Annotated in this window: 17 protein-coding genes; 3 read left to right on the top strand and 14 right to left on the bottom strand. The window is 70.8% G+C overall.

The annotated features are described in order from the left end of the window. Window positions 1-315: 315 nt before the first annotated feature. Together ACTWQJ_RS08615 and ACTWQJ_RS08620 are read right to left on the bottom strand one after the other, a co-directional pair. Complete coding sequence (locus tag ACTWQJ_RS08615) at window positions 316-570, bottom strand: hypothetical protein (protein WP_443306029.1); 255 nt, start codon at window positions 568-570, stop codon at window positions 316-318. A 234-nt stretch (window positions 571-804) separates the two neighbouring features. Next, window positions 805-1,158: a hypothetical protein gene (locus ACTWQJ_RS08620; RefSeq protein ID WP_443306030.1), complete on the bottom strand. Its 354-nt coding sequence runs from the start codon at window positions 1,156-1,158 to the stop codon at window positions 805-807. A 500-nt stretch (window positions 1,159-1,658) separates the two neighbouring features. On the opposite strand from ACTWQJ_RS08620, the gene ACTWQJ_RS08625 reads away from it, so the two are divergent. Further along, window positions 1,659-2,144: a GNAT family N-acetyltransferase gene (locus ACTWQJ_RS08625; RefSeq protein WP_443306057.1), complete on the top strand. Its 486-nt coding sequence runs from the start codon at window positions 1,659-1,661 to the stop codon at window positions 2,142-2,144. A gap of 27 nt (window positions 2,145-2,171) precedes the next feature. Here ACTWQJ_RS08625 and ACTWQJ_RS08630 read toward each other — a convergent pair whose 3' ends face one another. From ACTWQJ_RS08630 to ACTWQJ_RS08640, 3 genes are all read right to left on the bottom strand, one after another. Continuing rightward, window positions 2,172-2,747, bottom strand: a complete 576-nt coding sequence (locus ACTWQJ_RS08630; RefSeq protein WP_443306031.1) for a hypothetical protein — start codon at window positions 2,745-2,747, stop codon at window positions 2,172-2,174. 73 nt (window positions 2,748-2,820) lie between these two features. After that, window positions 2,821-5,406 (bottom strand): bifunctional FO biosynthesis protein CofGH, encoded by a 2,586-nt coding sequence (locus ACTWQJ_RS08635; RefSeq protein ID WP_443306032.1) that lies wholly within the window; start codon window positions 5,404-5,406, stop codon window positions 2,821-2,823. A gap of 38 nt (window positions 5,407-5,444) precedes the next feature. After that, a complete protein-coding gene (locus ACTWQJ_RS08640) occupies window positions 5,445-6,293 on the bottom strand; it encodes an LLM class F420-dependent oxidoreductase (protein ID WP_443306033.1) in 849 nt (282 codons plus the stop codon). 142 nt (window positions 6,294-6,435) lie between these two features. Between ACTWQJ_RS08640 and ACTWQJ_RS08645 the strand changes: the two genes are divergently transcribed. Beyond that, entirely contained in the window at window positions 6,436-7,959 is a 1,524-nt protein-coding gene (locus ACTWQJ_RS08645) for a CehA/McbA family metallohydrolase (protein WP_443306034.1), read from the top strand. On the opposite strand, the gene ACTWQJ_RS08650 is transcribed toward ACTWQJ_RS08645, so the two are convergent. The 6 genes from ACTWQJ_RS08650 to ACTWQJ_RS08675 form a co-directional block, all read right to left on the bottom strand. Continuing rightward, complete coding sequence (locus ACTWQJ_RS08650) at window positions 7,946-8,389, bottom strand: protease inhibitor I42 family protein (RefSeq protein ID WP_443306035.1); 444 nt, start codon at window positions 8,387-8,389, stop codon at window positions 7,946-7,948. The two genes, ACTWQJ_RS08645 and ACTWQJ_RS08650, sit on opposite strands and share 14 nt — an antisense overlap. 11 nt (window positions 8,390-8,400) lie before the next feature. Then, window positions 8,401-8,775 (bottom strand): hypothetical protein, encoded by a 375-nt coding sequence (locus ACTWQJ_RS08655; RefSeq protein WP_443306036.1) that lies wholly within the window; start codon window positions 8,773-8,775, stop codon window positions 8,401-8,403. Between the two features lie 114 nt (window positions 8,776-8,889). Beyond that, window positions 8,890-9,282, bottom strand: coding sequence for a hypothetical protein (locus ACTWQJ_RS08660; RefSeq protein ID WP_443306037.1), 393 nt, complete (start codon window positions 9,280-9,282; stop codon window positions 8,890-8,892). 22 nt (window positions 9,283-9,304) lie between these two features. Continuing rightward, the gene (locus tag ACTWQJ_RS08665; protein WP_443306038.1) at window positions 9,305-9,847 is read right to left on the bottom strand and encodes a protease inhibitor I42 family protein; all 543 of its coding nucleotides are present in this window, start codon (window positions 9,845-9,847) and stop codon (window positions 9,305-9,307) included. Between the two features lie 2 nt (window positions 9,848-9,849). Continuing rightward, the gene (locus tag ACTWQJ_RS08670) at window positions 9,850-11,433 is read right to left on the bottom strand and encodes a peptidoglycan-binding protein (protein WP_443306039.1); all 1,584 of its coding nucleotides are present in this window, start codon (window positions 11,431-11,433) and stop codon (window positions 9,850-9,852) included. Between the two features lie 183 nt (window positions 11,434-11,616). Then, window positions 11,617-12,441 carry an endonuclease/exonuclease/phosphatase family protein gene (locus ACTWQJ_RS08675; RefSeq protein ID WP_443306040.1) on the bottom strand — a complete coding sequence of 275 codons (825 nt, stop codon included), beginning with the start codon at window positions 12,439-12,441 and terminating at the stop codon, window positions 11,617-11,619. An 82-nt stretch (window positions 12,442-12,523) separates the two neighbouring features. Between ACTWQJ_RS08675 and ACTWQJ_RS08680 the strand changes: the two genes are divergently transcribed. Then, window positions 12,524-12,931, top strand: coding sequence for a nitroreductase/quinone reductase family protein (locus ACTWQJ_RS08680; RefSeq protein WP_443306041.1), 408 nt, complete (start codon window positions 12,524-12,526; stop codon window positions 12,929-12,931). A 3-nt stretch (window positions 12,932-12,934) separates the two neighbouring features. On the opposite strand, the gene ACTWQJ_RS08685 is transcribed toward ACTWQJ_RS08680, so the two are convergent. From ACTWQJ_RS08685 to ACTWQJ_RS08695, 3 genes are all read right to left on the bottom strand, one after another. Then, on the bottom strand, window positions 12,935-14,377 hold the full coding sequence (locus ACTWQJ_RS08685) for an aldehyde dehydrogenase family protein (RefSeq protein ID WP_443306042.1): 1,443 nt from the start codon (window positions 14,375-14,377) through the stop codon (window positions 12,935-12,937). Beyond that, window positions 14,374-16,146, bottom strand: coding sequence for an N-acyl-D-amino-acid deacylase family protein (locus tag ACTWQJ_RS08690; RefSeq protein ID WP_443306058.1), 1,773 nt, complete (start codon window positions 16,144-16,146; stop codon window positions 14,374-14,376). The genes ACTWQJ_RS08685 and ACTWQJ_RS08690 overlap by 4 nt, the downstream gene beginning before the upstream one ends. 80 nt (window positions 16,147-16,226) lie before the next feature. Further along, the gene (locus ACTWQJ_RS08695; RefSeq protein WP_443306043.1) at window positions 16,227-17,345 is read right to left on the bottom strand and encodes an LLM class flavin-dependent oxidoreductase; all 1,119 of its coding nucleotides are present in this window, start codon (window positions 17,343-17,345) and stop codon (window positions 16,227-16,229) included. Between the last annotated feature and the right edge of the window lie 14 nt (window positions 17,346-17,359).

Consider the following 17,359-nt stretch of genomic DNA (forward strand, 5'->3'; position numbering starts at 1 on the left):
GGGAATTCGGGGCGGTGGTCGACGGATCGGTTTCCGACCGGGACCGCCATGCTGGAATAACCAGCGGTTCGGTGAGAGGGAGAATCCTCGTCGAGGATTTCCGCCCCACCGTGCGGTCTCATTTCCTTCTCGGTGAGGCCCGCACTTCAATTAGGCCTGTCCGGCAAGGCGCCGTCATGCTCCGAGGACTCGGGACTTGACGGAGTCGGAGGCGTCGGGTAAAAGCCCGAGGAACTGCCGCCGGGCGCCCATGGCCGTTCGGGGTCCTGGTGGCCACGGCAGGGGTCAAGTGAGTCCTGAGTACCCATCAATTTCCTAGGTGTCGGGGGTTTCTGACGGCACGTTCGCTCGGCATTGCCCGACGCGGGCGTCGCCCACCTGTGGCGCGCCCCCGTGCGCCCAGCCAGGGACGTGCTTGCGCGGATCAGGCGACGGCGGCGTGTCAGGACGAGAGAGGGCTCCGGTGCCGCCGCGGTCACCGCTGTGGCCCTTGGCGACGGCGGCGACCGCGGCGTGGGCGACGGCGCGGGCGGCGAAAACCAGACGACGCGTCCGGATATTGCTGTGCATGAGAATTTTCCTTCCTCTTTCGCGCGCTCTCGAAAATGATCAAAAACCTCGACATTCCCGAGGCGGACGTATGTGTGGTTCTCGGATGAACGACCTCGCTTCGCAATGCAAGGCCGCTCACGGTGCAGGGCTGCGTGCGACGGCCCGCACCTGCAGCCTTCCTGCGGACATACGAACGGCCTGGCTGGGCGTTGCCGCCCAGCCAGGCCGTGAACTCGATGCTGCCTGCAGAAATCAGGTCAGAGTGTTGCCGTTCCCATTACCATTCCCGTTGCCGTTGACGGTGTTGTTGTTCCCGATGACGATGATGGTGACGGGGCCATTCCCATTGCCGTTCCCATTACCATACTTGGTGCCGCCGTGGCGATTTTGCTTGTTGTTCTTGTTGTGCTTGTTGTAATTTTTGTACTTCTTGGGCTTGTCGTGACCGCTGTGGCCACCGTGGTCGACTGCAGCCGTGGTCACGGTGCCGGCGTGCGGCGTCGCCGGGGCGGCGAACGCGCTGGTGGGCATCAGCACACCTCCTGCGGCCATGGCGGTCGTGGCGGTAGCCATCAGAAGGCGCTGCGTCCGAGAGGTGCGGGGCATGGGAATTCTCCTCCAGCGAGCAAGGTCGGGGGGTTGCCGAACGGCCCTGTCGGTTCACGGGCCTTCTCCGGCGGGACACATGTCCCGTACCGTCGCATCGCCAAGGTCGTTCCGGACGATGCGGGTGGGCCGGCTGCTCTCCGTGGCCCATGCCTCAAGTAAGCCCTGGCAGACGAATCCCGTCATGCCGCTGAAATTCGGGACTTGACAGCTGGTGGCGGTCCCGATAAGGGGCCATGGCCGCCGATCGACACGCGTCTCCCACCCGCGCAATCTCCCCGTCCGCGGAAGATGCCCCTGGTGCCGTGACCGGGGACGTTCACCGGGTGGGGTTGTGGTGGTGGATGATGTCGCGGGCTGGTTGCCGGACCGCTTCGAAATCGCTGGACGCCTTGGAGTCAGTCGGTGAGCATGCGCAGGTGACAGATGAAGCCGATCACCTGAGGCCGCTCACGCGGAGCCCGAGACGTATCCGTTTTGTCGAGCTGTCCGGCGGGGTGATGTCCGCTTTGCTGGATGGAGACCTGTCCGGAGCCGGCAGGATGGCCGGGGTTTCGCTGACCGAGTACTTCGTGACCGACAGAGCACGGTGGCTGTGGCGGTTCCGGCTCGACCAGATGGCCGCCGATCCCGGCCATGCGCGGTGGATGGTGCGGCAAGCGGTCGTCGGCGACAAGGGTCTCGTCGTCGGACATGCCGGGTTCCACGGACCGCCCGATGAGGTCGGCATGGTCGAGATCGGCTATTCCGTCGCTCCCGGCTTCCGCCGCCAGGGATACGCCCGATCCACGCTGATCGAGTTGCTTCGCCGGGCAGCAGCGGAAACCGCAGTCACAACCGTGCGGGCGACGATCAGCCCCGACAACGTGGCATCCCTGGCCACGATCGCGGGCTTCGGCTTCGTTGAGGTCGGAGAGCAGTGGGATGAGGAGGACGGTCTCGAACTCGTCTTTGAGGTCCCTGCCTGCCGTGTTCCACCCGCATGACGGGAAGGTTCGCGGCAGAACGCTGAGCTACTCGACCACCGCCACCATCGTCCCCGCCGTCCCGAACGTCCACAGCGCCGAGCTGTCGGTCGACTTCATGCGGATGCCGCCCGTCTGGGTGCCGGACGCGGCCGGTGGGGGCGATGAGCCGTCCACCGCGGCGGAGAAGGCGATGTTGACGCCGGACTTGGCGGCGAAGTACACGACGTGCTCGATCTCCACGCCGTCGGAGCCCGTGGTGGCCTCCGTCCGCGTCCCGACCGTGTACGTGCCGGGGTCCGGGTCGACCGTGCCGGGCCACACGGTGAACGTACGGCGGGCGCTGTCGCTCGCGTCGACCAGCCATACGCGCCGCTCGCCGAGGGAGTAGACGATGCGCCGCCCGGTGCCGGAACCGTCCGGTACCGCGGCGGGCTGGGATTCCGTCGGCGCGGCCGAGGGCTGCGCGCTCGCGGACGCCGAAGGGCCGGGCCGGGCCGCCGTGGCCGTGGGCCGGGGTCCCTGTTCGGCCTGGACGGCCAGGACCGCGACCCCCGCTATCGCCCCCACGGTCAGGCCGGTGACCCAGGCCCACGAGGGAAGCCGTCGGGCACGCACGGGCACGCATCTCCTCAGTCTCCGACCCCCGATGCCGGGGGTCGGATCATCGTACTGCGAGGGGCCGAGTCCCCATCCCTCAGTCCAGTACCGGCAACAGCTCCGGCAGGTGTCCGTCCGAGGCCGCCGCCGCCCGCTGCCGTTCCTCCGGCACCTCGCCGTACAGCGTCGTCCGCGGCTTCGCCGGGCGGCCGGCCGCCTCGGCGACGGCCACCAGGTCGCGCACCGACTTGTACGAGCCGTAGGAGGAGCCCGCCATCCGCGAGATCGTCTCCTCCATGAGCGTGCCGCCGAGGTCGTTCGCGCCGGAGCGGAGCATCTCCGCCGCGCCCTCCGTGCCCAGCTTCACCCAGCTGGTCTGGATGTTGGGGATGTGCGGGTGGAGGAGCAGGCGGGCCATGGCCGTCACCGCGCGGTTGTCCCGCATGGAGGGGCCGGGGCGCGCGATGCCCGCCAGGTACACCGGCGCGTTGGTGTGGATGAACGGGAGCGTCACGAACTCCGTGAAGCCGCCCGTCCGTTGCTGGATGCCGGACAGGGTGCGCAGGTGGCCGAGCCAGTGGCGGGGCTGGTCGACATGGCCGTACATCATCGTCGACGACGAGCGGATGCCCAGCTCGTGCGCCGTCGTGATCACCTCGATCCAGGTCGCCGTGGGCAGCTTGCCCTTGGTCAGGATCCAGCGGACCTCGTCGTCGAGGATCTCCGCCGCCGTCCCGGGGATGGAGTCGAGGCCGGCCTCCTTCGCCGCTGCCAGCCACTCGCGGATGGACATGCCGGTGCGCGTCGCGCCGTTCACGACCTCCATCGGGGAGAAGGCGTGCACGTGCATGCCGGGGACGCGGGACTTCACCGCCCGTGCGATGTCGAAGTACGCCGTCCCTGGGAGGTCCGGGTGGATGCCGCCCTGCATGCAGACCTCGACCGCGCCCACGTCCCAGGCCTGTTGAGCCCGGTCGGCGACCTGGTCCAGCGACAGCGTGTACGCGTCGGCGTCCGTGCGGCGCTGGGCGAAGGCGCAGAAGCGGCAGCCCGTGTAGCAGACATTGGTGAAGTTGATGTTCCGCGTGACGATGTACGTGACGTCGTCACCGACCGCCGACTTACGGACGTCGTCCGCCACCGCGCACAGCGCGTCCAGCGCCGGGCCGTCCGCGTGCAGCAGCGCCAGCGCCTCCTCGTCGGTCAGCCGGGTCGGGTCGTCGGCCGCCACCCGCAGCGCCGCACGCACATCCGTGTCGATGCGCTCCGGTGCCATACCGGGGGCGGCCGCCTCGCGCAGGGCCTCCCAGTCGCCGTAGACGACGTCGAAGTCCTCCCGGCGGTCGCCGGTACGGCCCTCGGTGTCGATCGTGGTGTGGAGGTCCGTACGGCCCGACGGCTGGAAGGCCTCCTCCGGCTCCTGCCACGGGTGGCCCTCCACCACCGCGTCCGGGCGGGCGAGGCCGGTCTCCGGGTCCGCCAGGGCGCGGACGTGCGGCAGCAGTCGTGGGTCCAGCCAGGGTTCGCCGCGCGTGACGAACTCCGGGTACACGCACAGACGTTCCCGCAGCTCGAAGCCGGCCGCTCGGGACCTCTCGGCGAGTTCCTCGATCTGCGGCCAGGGGCGTTCGGGGTTGACGTGGTCGATCGTCAGCGGCGACACCCCGCCCCAGTCGTCGATGCCGGCGCCGATCAGACGCTCGTACTCGGCGTCCACGAGGTTCGGCGGGGCCTGGAGGCAGGCCGACGGGCCCATGATGTGCCGGGCGACCGCCACCGTGGCGACCAGCTCGTCCAGCTCCGCGTCCGGCATGCCGCGCATCGCGGTGTCCGGCTTGGCGCGGAAGTTCTGGATGATCAGTTCCTGGATGCCGTGGTACGAGCGGGAAACGCGGCGCAGCGCGAAGAGGGACTCGGCGCGTTCCTCGTACGTCTCGCCGATCCCGATGAGGAGCCCGGACGTGAAGGGGACGGAGGAACGCCCGGCGTCCTCCAGGACGCGCAGGCGTACGGCGGGTTCCTTGTCCGGGGAGCCGTGGTGCGGGCCGCCGGGCTCGGACCAGAGGCGCTCGGCGGTCGTCTCCAGCATCATGCCCATGGACGGCGCCACCGGCTTCAGCCGCTGGAAGTCGGTCCAGGTCATGACCCCGGGGTTGAGGTGGGGCAGCAGGCCCGTCTCCTCCAGGATGCGGATGGAGATGGCGCGGACGTAGGCGATGGTGTCGTCGTAGCCGTGCGCGTCGAGCCATTCGCGCGCCTCCGGCCAGCGGTCCTCGGGCTTGTCTCCGAGGGTGATCAGCGCTTCTTTGCAGCCCAGCGCGGCGCCGCGCCGGGCGATGTCGAGGACCTCGTCGGGGGACATGAACATCCCGTGTCCCGCCCGGCGCAGCTTGCCGGGCACGGTGACGAAGGTGCAGTAGTGGCACTTGTCCCGGCACAGCCGGGTGAGGGGGATGAAGACGCTCTTCGAGTACGTGATGACGCCGGGGCGGCCGACCGCCTCCAGGCCCGCGTCCCGCACCCGGGCGGCGGACGCGGCGAGGTCCTCGAGGGCCTCGCCGCGGGCTTGTAGCAGAACCGCAGATTCCGTCACATCGAGCGCGACGCCGTCCCGGGCGCGCTTGAGGGCGCGACGCAGGGAGTTCTCGGTGGGTCCGGTTCCGGAGGTCGCGGAAGTCGTCATCCTTCGAGCATACGGTCGAGGTGATCAGGTCCGGGCGGTCAGTCCAGGAAGCCGCCGTACCCGTCCAGCGCCCGCAGCACCTCCGCCTCCCCGGCCGGCGGCAGCTGTACGACGACCTCCTCGATGCCCAGCGCCGCGTAGTGCGCGAGCTTGCCCGGGGTGGGGTGGACGGCGTACGGCACGACCTGCAACGCCTCCGGGGCGCGGCCCGCGTCGGCCCATGCGGCGCGCAGCAGGGGCAGCGACTCGGACAGGCCGCGCCCGCCGATGGGCAGCCACCCGTCGGCGTACTCGCAGATGTGCGCGAACAGCTTCGGCCCGGCGGCACCGCCGATGAGCGTGCGCGGCCCGACGACCGGCCCGCGCGGCTTCTGCACCGGCTTGGGGTACGCGAAGCTGGCCCGTACGCTGCCGAACTCGCCCTCGTACGCGGTCGGTTCCTCCGCCCACAGCGCGCGCATCAGCGCCATCCGGTCCCGGACCAGCTCACGCCGCGTCCGCCATTCCACGCCGTGGTCGGCGGCCTCCTCGACGTTCCAGCCGAAGCCGAGGCCGAGGGTGAAGCGGCCGCCGGAGAGGTGGTCCAGGGTGGCGATCTGCTTGGCCAGGTCGATCGGGTCGTGCTGGGCGGCCAGCGTGATGCCGGTGCCGAGGCCGAGGCGTTCGGTGACGGCGGCGGCCTGGCCGAGCGCGACGAAGGGGTCGAGGGTGCGGCCGTACTCGGGCGGCAGTTCGCCGCCCGGCGGGTACGGGCTGGTCCGCTCGACGGGGATGTGGGTGTGCTCGGGCAGGTACAGCCCGGCGAAGCCCCGCTGCTCCAGCTCACGGGCGAGCCGGGTCGGGGTGATGGTCTCGTCGGTGAGGAAGATGGTGACGGCGATACGCATGACCCATCTCTACCGGGGGACGCCTCATCTGTACATACCGACCGGTCGGCAGATCCTTGCGCGACGATGTGCGGGCGGCGCCGTAAGCCCCCGATTCCCTTACTGTGCCCGGAAGTTCACGCGCGCCCCCGAAACTGGGGGCATGTCTGAGGACCACGGTGGCATCGGCAGACGTGCGCTGGTCGTGACGGGAGCGGCGGCCGCCCTTACGTTGGGTGGCGTGACCTTCGCGAGCGGCGCCGAGGCCGCGGACGGCGACCAGGAGACACGGACGGTACGGGGCACCCTTCCGGCCGGTTCGCCCGACTTCGTGTACGTACCGCTGGACATCCCCTCGGGGGTACGGGAGCTCAAGGTCGCGTACACCTACGACCTGCCCTCCGTCCCGGCCGGCACCGTGGGCAACGCCCTCGACATCGGCATCTTCGACGAACGCGGTACGGAGCTGGGCGGCCGGGGCTTCCGGGGCTGGTCGGGAGGCGCCCGCACGGAGTTCTTCATCCGCGCGGACGAGGCGACGCCCGGCTACCTCCCGGGGCCGGTCCGCCCCGGCACCTGGCACATCGCACTGGGCCCGTACACGGTGGCGCCGCAGGGGCTGACGTACGAGATCACGATCACGCTGACGTACGGCGAGCAGGGCGAGACCCCGGACGTGGTCTACCCGCCGGAGCGGGCGAAGGGGCGGGGCCGGGACTGGTACCGGGGCGACTGCCACCTGCACTCCTGGTACTCCGACGGCCGTCGCACCCCCGCGGAGATCGCGGCCCTCGCGCGTGCGGCGGGCCTGGACTTCATCAACACCTCCGAGCACAACACGCATGCGTCCCACGCCCATTGGGCCGACGTGGCCGGCGACGACCTGCTGGTCATGCTGGGCGAGGAGGTCACGACCCGCAACGGTCACGTGGTCGCCCTCGGCACGGAGCCCGGCACCTTCATCGACTGGCGTTACCGGGCCCGCGACCACCGCTACGGCCGTTTCGCCCGCCAGATCCGCCGCGCCGGGGGCCTGGTGGTGCCGGCCCATCCGCACGCCACCTGCATCGGCTGCAACTGGAAGTTCGGCTTCGGCGAGGCGGACGCCGTCGAGGTGTGGAACGGGCCGTGGACCCCCGACGACGAGATGTCGCTGGCGGACTGGGACAGCATGCTGGTCTCGTCGGTGCGGAACGGGCGCGACTGGATCCCGGCGATGGGCAACAGCGACGCCCACCGGGACCCGGATGTCGTCGGCCGTCCGCAGACGGTGGTGCTGGCCGACGATCTCACCCGGGAGGCGATCCAGGAGGGCATCCGCGCGGGCCGCTCGTATGTCGCCGAGTCCAGGAACGTCGTCCTGTCCTTCACGGCTTCCGGCGGGCGAGGCGAACACGCAGGCATCGGCGAGCGGTTGGAGGTGGACCGGGAGACACCGGTGACCGTCCGCCTGGAGGTCAGCGGCGCCCCGCGCTGCACCGTCCGGTTCGTCACCGACCAGGGGGTGCTGCACACGAGTGCGCCGCTGCCGGTGACCGGTTCGGGCGTCGTGGAGTGGCGTACGACGCCTTCTTACGCGGCTTACGTACGGGCGGAGCTACGGCACGAGGCGGCACTGGGGCCGCTGCCGGGGCCGCCGGCGGCGTTCACGAACCCGGTCTTCCTCGGTTCGCTCACTTCACGGTGACGGTGTACGTCGTCCGCTCGGCGGCCGGCCGGGAGACGGGCGCGGTCGTGGCCGGGGCCGGGGAGGCGCGGTCGCCGTCGCAGGCGTAAACCGGGCAGTGCAGCAGCACGATACGGGTGCGGCCCGCGCCGGTGGCCTCGAAGGTGAAGACCCGCCGGCCGCCGGAGCCGACCAGGCTCCCGGTGTCGTCGTCGGCGTGGTAGTCGTCGCCGCGGCTGCGGACCACCGAGGCGTCGGGCTTCGGCGTGACCAGATACCAGCGCTCGCCGGTGGAGGGGTTCTCGTCGACGGTGAGGGTGAAGCGATCCCCGGGCTCGGCGGTGATGCTGCGCTCGTCGATGCCGTACTCGGCAGGACCGCCGCAGCCCGCGGTGAGGGCGAGAAGCGCGACCGCGGCGGCGACGGCACGGCCCGTTGTGGACCGGGTCACTCGATGTCCCCTCAGTACTGGGACAGGGCCGAGGGCCGCTCGGCGAACGCCGGCATCGTGGTCAGCTCACCGTCCGGCGTCCGGACGCTGTTCGCCTGCGTCCGGACGAGCTGATCGCTGCCCGCGTAGGCCCCCTTGGCCAGGTGGACCTTGGTCGCCAGCTCGTGCAGGGCGTCCCTCAGCGTACGGGCCTCGGCTTCCCAGGCCGTCGCGAAAGCGTTGAAGGCCGGTGCGGACGCGGCACCGCCCAGGGCGTCCTGCGTGTAGCACACCGTGGGGGCGACGGCCTTGCGGATCTTCTCCGCGTCGTCACCACAGCCATCCAGCTCCCCGGCCGGCCCGGACATCTTCGTGGTGGCTACCCGGTAGCCCTGCCCAGCAGGCATCGTCTCCCCCGTCCCCGTGCTGTCGGCATTCTCAACTCGACCGTCTGCAAACGGCATTGCAAACGATCGGCCGACGGGAGGCTAGCATGCGCCCCCCGAAGTGGAGCCGGTCGGCTACCGGCGGACGCGAGCGCCGCGGCGCAGGCCGATCAGTTCGGCGACCGCGTCCAGCCAGCGGGCGGCACGCACCTCGCCCTCCGGCGTGGTGACGGCCTGCCCGGCGGTCTCCAGCCAGTCGCGCAGGTGCGCGGACGCGGCTCGGGAGGGGAGCGGCTCGGGCAACTGCGCGGCGTACGCCAGACCGCCGGACCGGACGATCTCCGCCACGTACGCCACCGAGCGCGGCACGACGCCGAGCCGGTCGAGGGTGACGGCGGCCGCGATGGCGCCGTCACCGAACAGGGCGGTGCGGAAGGCGTCCTGGGTCAGTCCGTAGCGCAGCAGCACGGGCACGTCGGTGGCGGCGAGGATCTCGTCGTCGGTGCGGGTGGCGGGGGTGTGGGGCATGGGGGCCTCGTTTCGGTCCGGGTCAGCGGACCGTGACGGTGAAGACGTAGAAGCCGGCCTTGGCGTCCGGGGTGCCGGTGACCGTGGGATACGGGGAGAAGGAGGGCGAGGGGGACGCGGCGGGGGACGGTGATGCCGTGTCGGTGGGGTACGGGTCGGCCAGACCGGTGTCGGTGGGGACCGCGGTCCCCGTGTCGGAGGGGCCGTGGCAGGTGTTCATCGGGCACCAGAGCAGCCGTACCGTCGTCCTGCCCTTCTTCAGCGCGGTGAAGTCGAAGGACTGGGTGCCGTCGCCGCCGCCTTCGAGGTCGCTGCCCTCCCAGTCCTCCCGCTCCCCGCGGTACTTCAGCACGGACGCGTCCGGCCTGGGGTCGGTGAGGTACCAGTGCTGGTTCAGGCTCGGACTGGCCGGGAGAGTGAGGGAGAACTCCTCCCCCTCCTGCACGGTGATGGCCCGGTCCTCGGGACCGTGGGCGGCGCCGCCGCCCTCCGGGCTGCCGCAGCCGGTGACGGTGAACAGGGCGGCCAGCGTGGCCGCGCCGAGGAGAAGTGTGCGAGTGCTCATGGTCAGTCCTGGGGTACGTGGACGGCATATGCGTCGGGCAGGTCGTTGTCGCTCGCCTTCGCCATGCCGCCGTTGACGAAGTCCTCCTCGCTGACCCAGGTGGTCGTGCCCCAGGGGTTGTAGATCTGGAGCATGTCGCCCTCCTGGCCGATGATCATCATCGCGTGGCCGGACCGGTCGCCGTTCTCGTCGTGGCCCTCGACGCCGATGGGTACCGGTTTGCCCTCGGCCACCGCCTTCTCGATGTCCGGCAGGATCTCGCGCCGCGCGTCGGCATCGCGGACCTCCCGGAGCTCGTAGGAGCTGCCGGTGTTGGGGCTGATCTCCTTGTTGACGACCTCGCTCTTGCCGTCGAGGTCCATACCGTTCCAGTCGTCGCCGCCGTCGCCCTCCTCGTGCACCCGGTGCTGTTCGTCCACCAGACGCCGCCGGAAGGCTTCGGGGTCGTTCTCCTGGCCGCTGGGCCCGCCGGTGAGTTCGAGGGCGTAGATCGGGTCGGTCATGGCGCGGGCGGTGATGGTGGAGGAGGCCACACAGGTGCCCTCCGAACCGTCGCCGCCCTGGGTCCACCCCTGGGCGCCGAACATCTGGTTGTCGGTGTTGCGGTTGGAGCCGTTGTCGTTCAGGCCCTCGTCGACCAGGCTGTCGCCCTGCGTGCTGATCGGCGACAGGTGCTGGTGCAGCCACACCGGGTCCTTGCCGTGGATCTTCCCGGCGAACCCCTCGATGTCCTTGATGGTGTGGCCCGCGGCCAGGGACTTCATCAGGTACGCCTTCTCCTGCGGGGACGCGGCGTCCGCCAACAGCTGCTCCATGCGGGCCCGTTCGGCGGGCGAGAGGCGTTCCATGGCGCGGCCGGAGCGTTCCAGGTCGTTGGCCGTGAGGATCTCGTTGAACTCGGCCTCGCCGACCACGTTGCTCGTGTCGGCCAGCATCAGCCGGTCCACCGCGGACAGTTCGTCGGTGCGCATCTTCCCGGTACGCGCCTCGGCGGCCCACTTGTTGAGCTCGCGGGCGGCGGCACGCGCCGCGTCGTCGGCGGCGACCGCGGCCTTGTGCATCAGGTCGACGCCGTCGGCGGCGAAGTGGCGGGCCGTCAGCCGGTCCCACTCCTCCTCGTCGTCCTCGTGCCAGTCGTCGAAGAAGCCGTCCCGGCTGCCGAGTTGGGCCTTCGCGTCGTTCAGCTTGGTACGCCCGTCGGCGTCCTGCTGCTGCGCGTCCTTGATCGTGTCGGCCAGTGTGAGCAGCGCCCTCGCGCCGCCCTGGAACGCCTCCGCCATCTCCATCACCGCACGCGACGCGGCACTCACCGCATCCGAGGCCAGGACGCTCGTGTCGCCGGCCCAGACGTCCGGCAGACCCTTGCGGGACACCTTGTCGACCCGTTCGCACAGGGCACCGACCTCGTCCAGCTGCTCGCGGTACCGCTTGCCCAGCGACTCCAGCGTCACCGGGTCGCCCTCTGGCGGAGACACGCCGAGCGCCTGGTCGATGAGGTCCAGCAGATCGTTCTTGCTTCCGGCCTTCGGGATGCTCTCGCACAAGCCCGTCAACCGGCTACGACGGTCGGTCGTGGACTCCGTCACCGCACGGCCCCAGCCATCGCCGTTCCCCCGTTCCCCCGTCCCCCGCGGCACGGCTTACCGCAGTGGGCCCTGAATACGATCATGCGGGCGAGACGCTAACACGGGCGGCAGGCAGGCACATCGGTGGATCACACACCTCCCACATCGCTTGCACACCGGCACGCCCGGGGCTGCCGGTCTCGCCTACCAAGCAGCCGTATCCGCCAGGTCGGCGACGACGGCCGCGTGGTCGGAGGGCCAGACGCCGTCGACCGGCGCGTCGCCGGCCCGCCGGATGCCCTGCACATGGCCGAGTCCGTCCGGGCCGGGCGGGCCGATGTGGATGTAGTCGATCCGGACCGCCGGATCCCGCCGCCCGACATACGGGTTCGCCGGGTCCCAGGTGGCCGACGGGGCGGCCGGGTCGGCGTACTCCCAGGCGTCGATGAGGGCCTGGCGGGGGACGGCCGGCGCCGTCTTGTAGCCGCCGAAGAGGCGGATCTCGTCGGAGTCCGGCCAGGCGTTGAAGTCTCCGGTGACGACCGGCGGGAACGGCGTGCCGCCGCGGTGTTCGGCGACGAACTCGGCGAGTGCGGTGACCTGTCGGCAGCGGGTGGCCGAGGCGTGCAGGGCGGAGGTGAGGTGGGTGGTGAAGAAGGGCACCTCATAGGCGGGGGTGGCCAGCCGGGCGTACAGGGCGAGCCGGCCGTCGTCGACGTCCGCCGGGGCGGGGAGCGGGAGGACGTCCTGCTCGGTGACGGGCCAGCGGCTGAGGACGGCGTTGCCGATGCCGACGCGCTCGTCACCGATCCGGCGCTGCCAGCGCTCCGGGGCGTGCGACGGGGCCCAGGCGCAGTGCAGGCCGAGTTCCCCGGCGAGCCACTCGGCGAGGTTCTCGCCGTCCGCGTCCCACACCTCCTGGAGGCCGACGGCATCGGGGCGCAGTTCCCCGAGTGTGGCGAGGATCGCCTTCTGCCGTTCTGCCCAGGGGCCGAACCGCCACCATAGATTCCAGGTCACGACCCGCATGGCCACCGCCCTCGTCGCACCGCGTCCGAGGGACCATTGAATCAACAACCACCCCGGCTACGACACAGGAGCCGCACGGATCATGCCCCGTCTCGCCGACCTCAGATTCCGCGCCGCCACGACCGTCCAGCGCCGCCTCGCCAATCCGCTGATGCGCCGTCTCCCCCTCCACGCGGTACTGGAGACCACCGGCCGCACCTCCGGCCTCCCCCGCCGCATACCGGTGGGCGGGCGCCGCGTCGGTGACTCCTTCTGGCTGGTGTCGGAGTTCGGCGAGCGGTCCCAGTACGTCCGCAACATCCGGGTCGACCCGCGGGTCCGGGTGCGGATCAGGGGGCGATGGTACGAGGGAACGGCTCACCTCCTCCCCGACGACGACCCCGTCGCCCGGCTGCGCAGCCTGCCGCGCCTCAACAGCACGGCGGTCCGGGCCATCGGGACGCAACTGCTCACGGTGCGGGTGGATCTGGCGGACGGCGGCCGTCGCTGACCCTCACCCCGGCCACACGATCGCCTGCACCTCGCTGTACGCGTGCAGCGCGTACGAGCCGACGTCCCGGCCGACGCCGCTCTTCTTGAAGCCGCCGAACGGGGCCTCCATGTTGCGGCCGACGGTGTTCACACCGACTCCGCCGGCCCGCAGGCGGCGGGCGACGCGGAAGGCGCGGGCCACGTCTCCCGACCACACGTAGTCGATCAGGCCGTAGTCGCTGTCGTTCGCCAGGGCCACCCCCTCGTCCTCCTCGTCGAAGGGAATCACGACGACCACCGGGCCGAAGATCTCCTCCCGGGCCACCCGCATGTCGTTCGTGCAGTCGGCGAGCAGGGTCGGTGCCACGTAGAAGCCCCGGTCGCGTGCGGGACGTTCACCGCCCGTCACCACCACCGCGCCCTCCTTCCGGCCCAGTTCGACGTACGACTCCACCCGCTCCCGGTGCTCCGCCGAGATCACCGGCCCGACGACCGTGGCCGGGTCACGCGGATCGCCGACCTTCAACCGGCCCGCGTACGCCGCCAGTTGCTCGACCAGACGGTCGTACACCCCGCGCTGCGCCAGCACCCGCGTCGGCGCCGTGCAGATCTGGCCGCTGTAGAAGGAGAACGTCGTGCCGATCCCGGACACCGCCGAGCCGAGGTCCGCATCGTCGAAGACGACCGCCGCTCCCTTTCCGCCCAGCTCCATCAACTGCCGTTTCATGGACCGCCCGCACACCTCGGCGATGCGCTGCCCGACGGCCGTCGAGCCGGTGAAGCTCACCATGTCCACATCGCCCGACGCGACGGCGGCCTCCCCGACCTCCACCGACCGTCCCGAGACGACGTTCACGACCCCGCGCGGCACACCCGCCTCCGCCAGCGCCTCCGCCATCCGGTACACCGACAACGGATCCTGCGGCGCCGGTTTCACCACCACCGTGTTGCCCATCGCCAGCGCCGGGGCGACCTTGCCCGCCGGGTTCGCCCAGGGGTTGTTGTACGAGGTGATGCAGGTGACGACCCCGACCGGCTGCCGTACCGCCAGCGCGCCCATCACGCCGGCCTTCCCCATCGGCCCGGCCTCGTTGATCTGCGGCGGGATCGCCCACTCCGCCGGCTCCACGCGCGCGTACCGACGGAAGCGGGCCGCACCCACGCCCACCTGCATGCCGCGGGCCGTCCCCGTCGTCGCCCCGGTCTCGGCCTGGGCCAGCTCGGCATACGGCACCAGACGGCTCCGGATGATGTCCGCGGCCCGCGCCAGGACCGCCGCCCGCTCCTCCGCGGGGGTGCGCGACCAGGGCCCGAAGGCCTCGCGGGCCGCGGCGCAGGCCGCGTGCACCTGATCCCGCGAGGCCTCCGGCGCCCAGCCGACGGTCTCCTCCGTCGCGGGGTCGACGACCGCGTAACAGTCCTCGGGCTCGACCCACTCCCCGCCGACGAACAGCCGCTGGCTCACCTCGTGCTCACCGTCCGCGTGTCCCGCCCCGAGCGCAGCACCCGCCCCGGTACCGCCCCGCTCACCACGTCGTCCCGGATCGCCTCGACCCCGTTGACCCAGACGGCCCGTACACCGAGCGCCCTGGAGTCCAGGCGCGGGCTGTCTCCCGGCAGGTCGTGCACCAGGGTGGCCGTACCGGCGTCGATGCGCTCCGGGTCGAAGAGGACGAGGTCCGCATGCCAGCCCTCCGCCACCCGGCCCCGCTCCCGCAGGCCGAACAGCCGCGCCGGGTCGTCCGTCAGCATCTTCACCGCCTGCTCGAGCCCGACGAGCTTCCGCCCGCGCAGACAGTCCCCGATGAACCGGGTGGTGTACGGCGCCCCGCACATCCGGTCCAGATGGGCGCCCGCGTCGGAGCCGCCCAGCAGGACGTCCTCGTGCTGCCAGGTCTCGGCCCGCAGCGCCCAGGACGCCGGGTCGTTGTCGGGGGGCATGGGCCACAGGACCGTACGGAGGTCGTCGTTCGCGCAGATGTCGACCAGGCAGGCGAAGGGGTCCTGGCCGCGTTCCGCGGCGATGTCCCGGACGACCCGGCCGGTCAGCCCGGCGTTCGCCTCGCTGTACGTGTCGCCGATGACGTACCGCCCGAAGTCCGCCAGCCGCCGGAAGACACCGGCTTCCTTGGAATCCGCCCGCTTCAACATCCCGGCCCGCACGGCGGGATCCTTCAGCTTCGCGATCCGCTCGGGCACGGGCAGGCCCAGCACCGGGCCCCAGCCGGGGATGAGGTTCAGCGCGCAGAACGTGCCGAGGGACATGTTCATCGGCGTGAGGATCGGCATGGTGAGCGCCACCACCCGGCCGCCCGCCTTGCGCGCCCGTTCACTGGCGAGCAGCTGGCGGGGCACGCGCTCGGGGACGGCCGCGTCGATGGTCAGGACGTTCCAGTTCAGCGGCCGGCCCGCCGCCGCGCTCATCTCCACGAACAGATCGATCTCGGCGTCGCTGAACTGGTCCAGGCAGCCCGCGACGATCGCCTCGATCTGCGTGCCCTCGTGCTCGCCGACCGCCCGGGACAGGGCCAGCAGCTCGGCGGGCTGCGCATGCCGGGAGGCGACCGGTTTCCCGTCGCCGTCGGAGTGGGTGGACGACTGGGTGGTGGACAGGCCCCACGCCCCCGCGTCCATCGCCTCGTGGAACAGCCGGAGCATCGCCGCGAGCTGCTCCTCACTCGGCTGCCCCCCGACTGCCTCCGGCCCCATCACGTACCGCCGCAGCGCACAATGCCCCACCATGAACCCGGCGTTGACCGCGATCCGTCCCTCCAGGGCATCCAGATACTCACCGAAGGTGTGCCAACTCCACGGCGCCCCTTCCTCCAGCGCCACCAGCGACATGCCCTCGACCTTGGACATCATGCGGCGGGTGTAGTCGGCGTCCTCGGGGCGGTCGGGGTTGAGCGGGGCAAGGGTGAACCCGCAGTTGCCGGCAGCAGCCGTGGTCACCCCGTGGTTGAGGGAGGGGGTGGCGTACGGGTCCCAGAACAGCTGGGCGTCGTAGTGGGTGTGCGGGTCGACGAAGCCGGGGGCGAGGACGAGCCCGGTGGCGTCCTCGGAGGTACGGGAACCTTCGGTGATCTTGCCGATGGCGGCGATACGCCCGTCGCGGATACCGACGTCGGCGGTGTACCCGGGCGCGCCCGTCCCATCGACGACGGTCGCGCCTTTGATGACGTGATCGAGCATGGCGCTAGCCTCCTCAACTCCGGTGCGATCAACGCCCTCCAGGGGCGCGGGGCTGTATCGATATGCGGCTCCGCCGCGTGGGCGCGACCAGCCACAGACGAACCCTCAGCCGCCGTAGAACCTCAGACCGCCCCGCGGAACCGCGTTGTCCGATGAACCGGATCCGTGTCGATCTTCGGAATCACGTGCTCCCCGATCAGCCGAATCGTCTGCAACGTCTCCTCCTTCGGCACCCCCACCGGCAGCCCGAAACTCAACTGATCGGCCCCGGCCTGCTCCCACCGCTTGCACTGCCGCAGCACCTCGTCGGGATCACCGCAGACCAACAGCTCCTCCTCGATGAGCACTTCGACGAACTCCTCCGTGTACTCGGGGAGCGTCTCCGGCCACACCGGGAAGCCCTCGGGACGCGGGAAGGTGTCGTGGTACCGGAACACCAACGACGGCAGGTAATGCAACCCACCGTTCGCCGCGATCCGTATCGCCTCCTCGTGCGTCGGCGCGCAGATCGCGGTGGTCGTCACCATCACGTTGTCGTTGACGAAGTCCCCGATCGGCTCGGCCTCGACGACCGCGGTCTTGTACTGCTCCAGCACCCACTCCATGTCGGAGACCTTCTGCACGCTGAAGCCGAGCACGCCGAGCCCCTTGCGGGCGGCCATCGCATACGAGGGCGGCGACCCGGCCGCGTACCACATCGCCGGGTGCGACCTGCCGTACGGCTTCGGCAGGACCTTCCGCGGCGGCAGCGACCAGTGCTTGCCCTGGAAGCCGGCGTACTCGTCCTGGAGCCACATCTTGGGGAACTCGGCGATGGTCTCTTCCCAGATCTCCTTGGTGTAGTTCATGTCGGTGATCCCCGGGAGGAAGCCGAGGATCTCGTGGCTGCCCGCGCCGCGTCCGCTGCCGAACTCGAAGCGGTTCTCGGTGAGGTGGTCGAGCATGGCGACCTTCTCGGCGACCTTCACCGGGTGGTTGACCTGGGCGAGCGGGTTGAAGATGCCGGAGCCGAGGTGGATGCGCTCGGTGGCGTGGGCGAGGTAGCCGAGGAAGACGTCGTTGGCGGAGAGGTGGGAGTACTCCTCCAGGAAGTGGTGCTCGGACGCCCAGGCGTACTTGAACCCGGACCTGTCCGCCTGGATGACGTACTCGGTCTCCTCCATCAGCGCCTTGTGCTCGGCGAGCGGGTCGGTCTCGGCGCGCTTGCCCACGTATCCCTGTACAAAGAGCCCGAATTCCAAGGAGGTTCACCGTC

The organism is Streptomyces sp. KR55, from assembly GCF_052245645.1.
GTDB classification, from domain to species: Bacteria; Actinomycetota; Actinomycetes; order Streptomycetales; family Streptomycetaceae; genus Streptomyces; species Streptomyces flavusporus.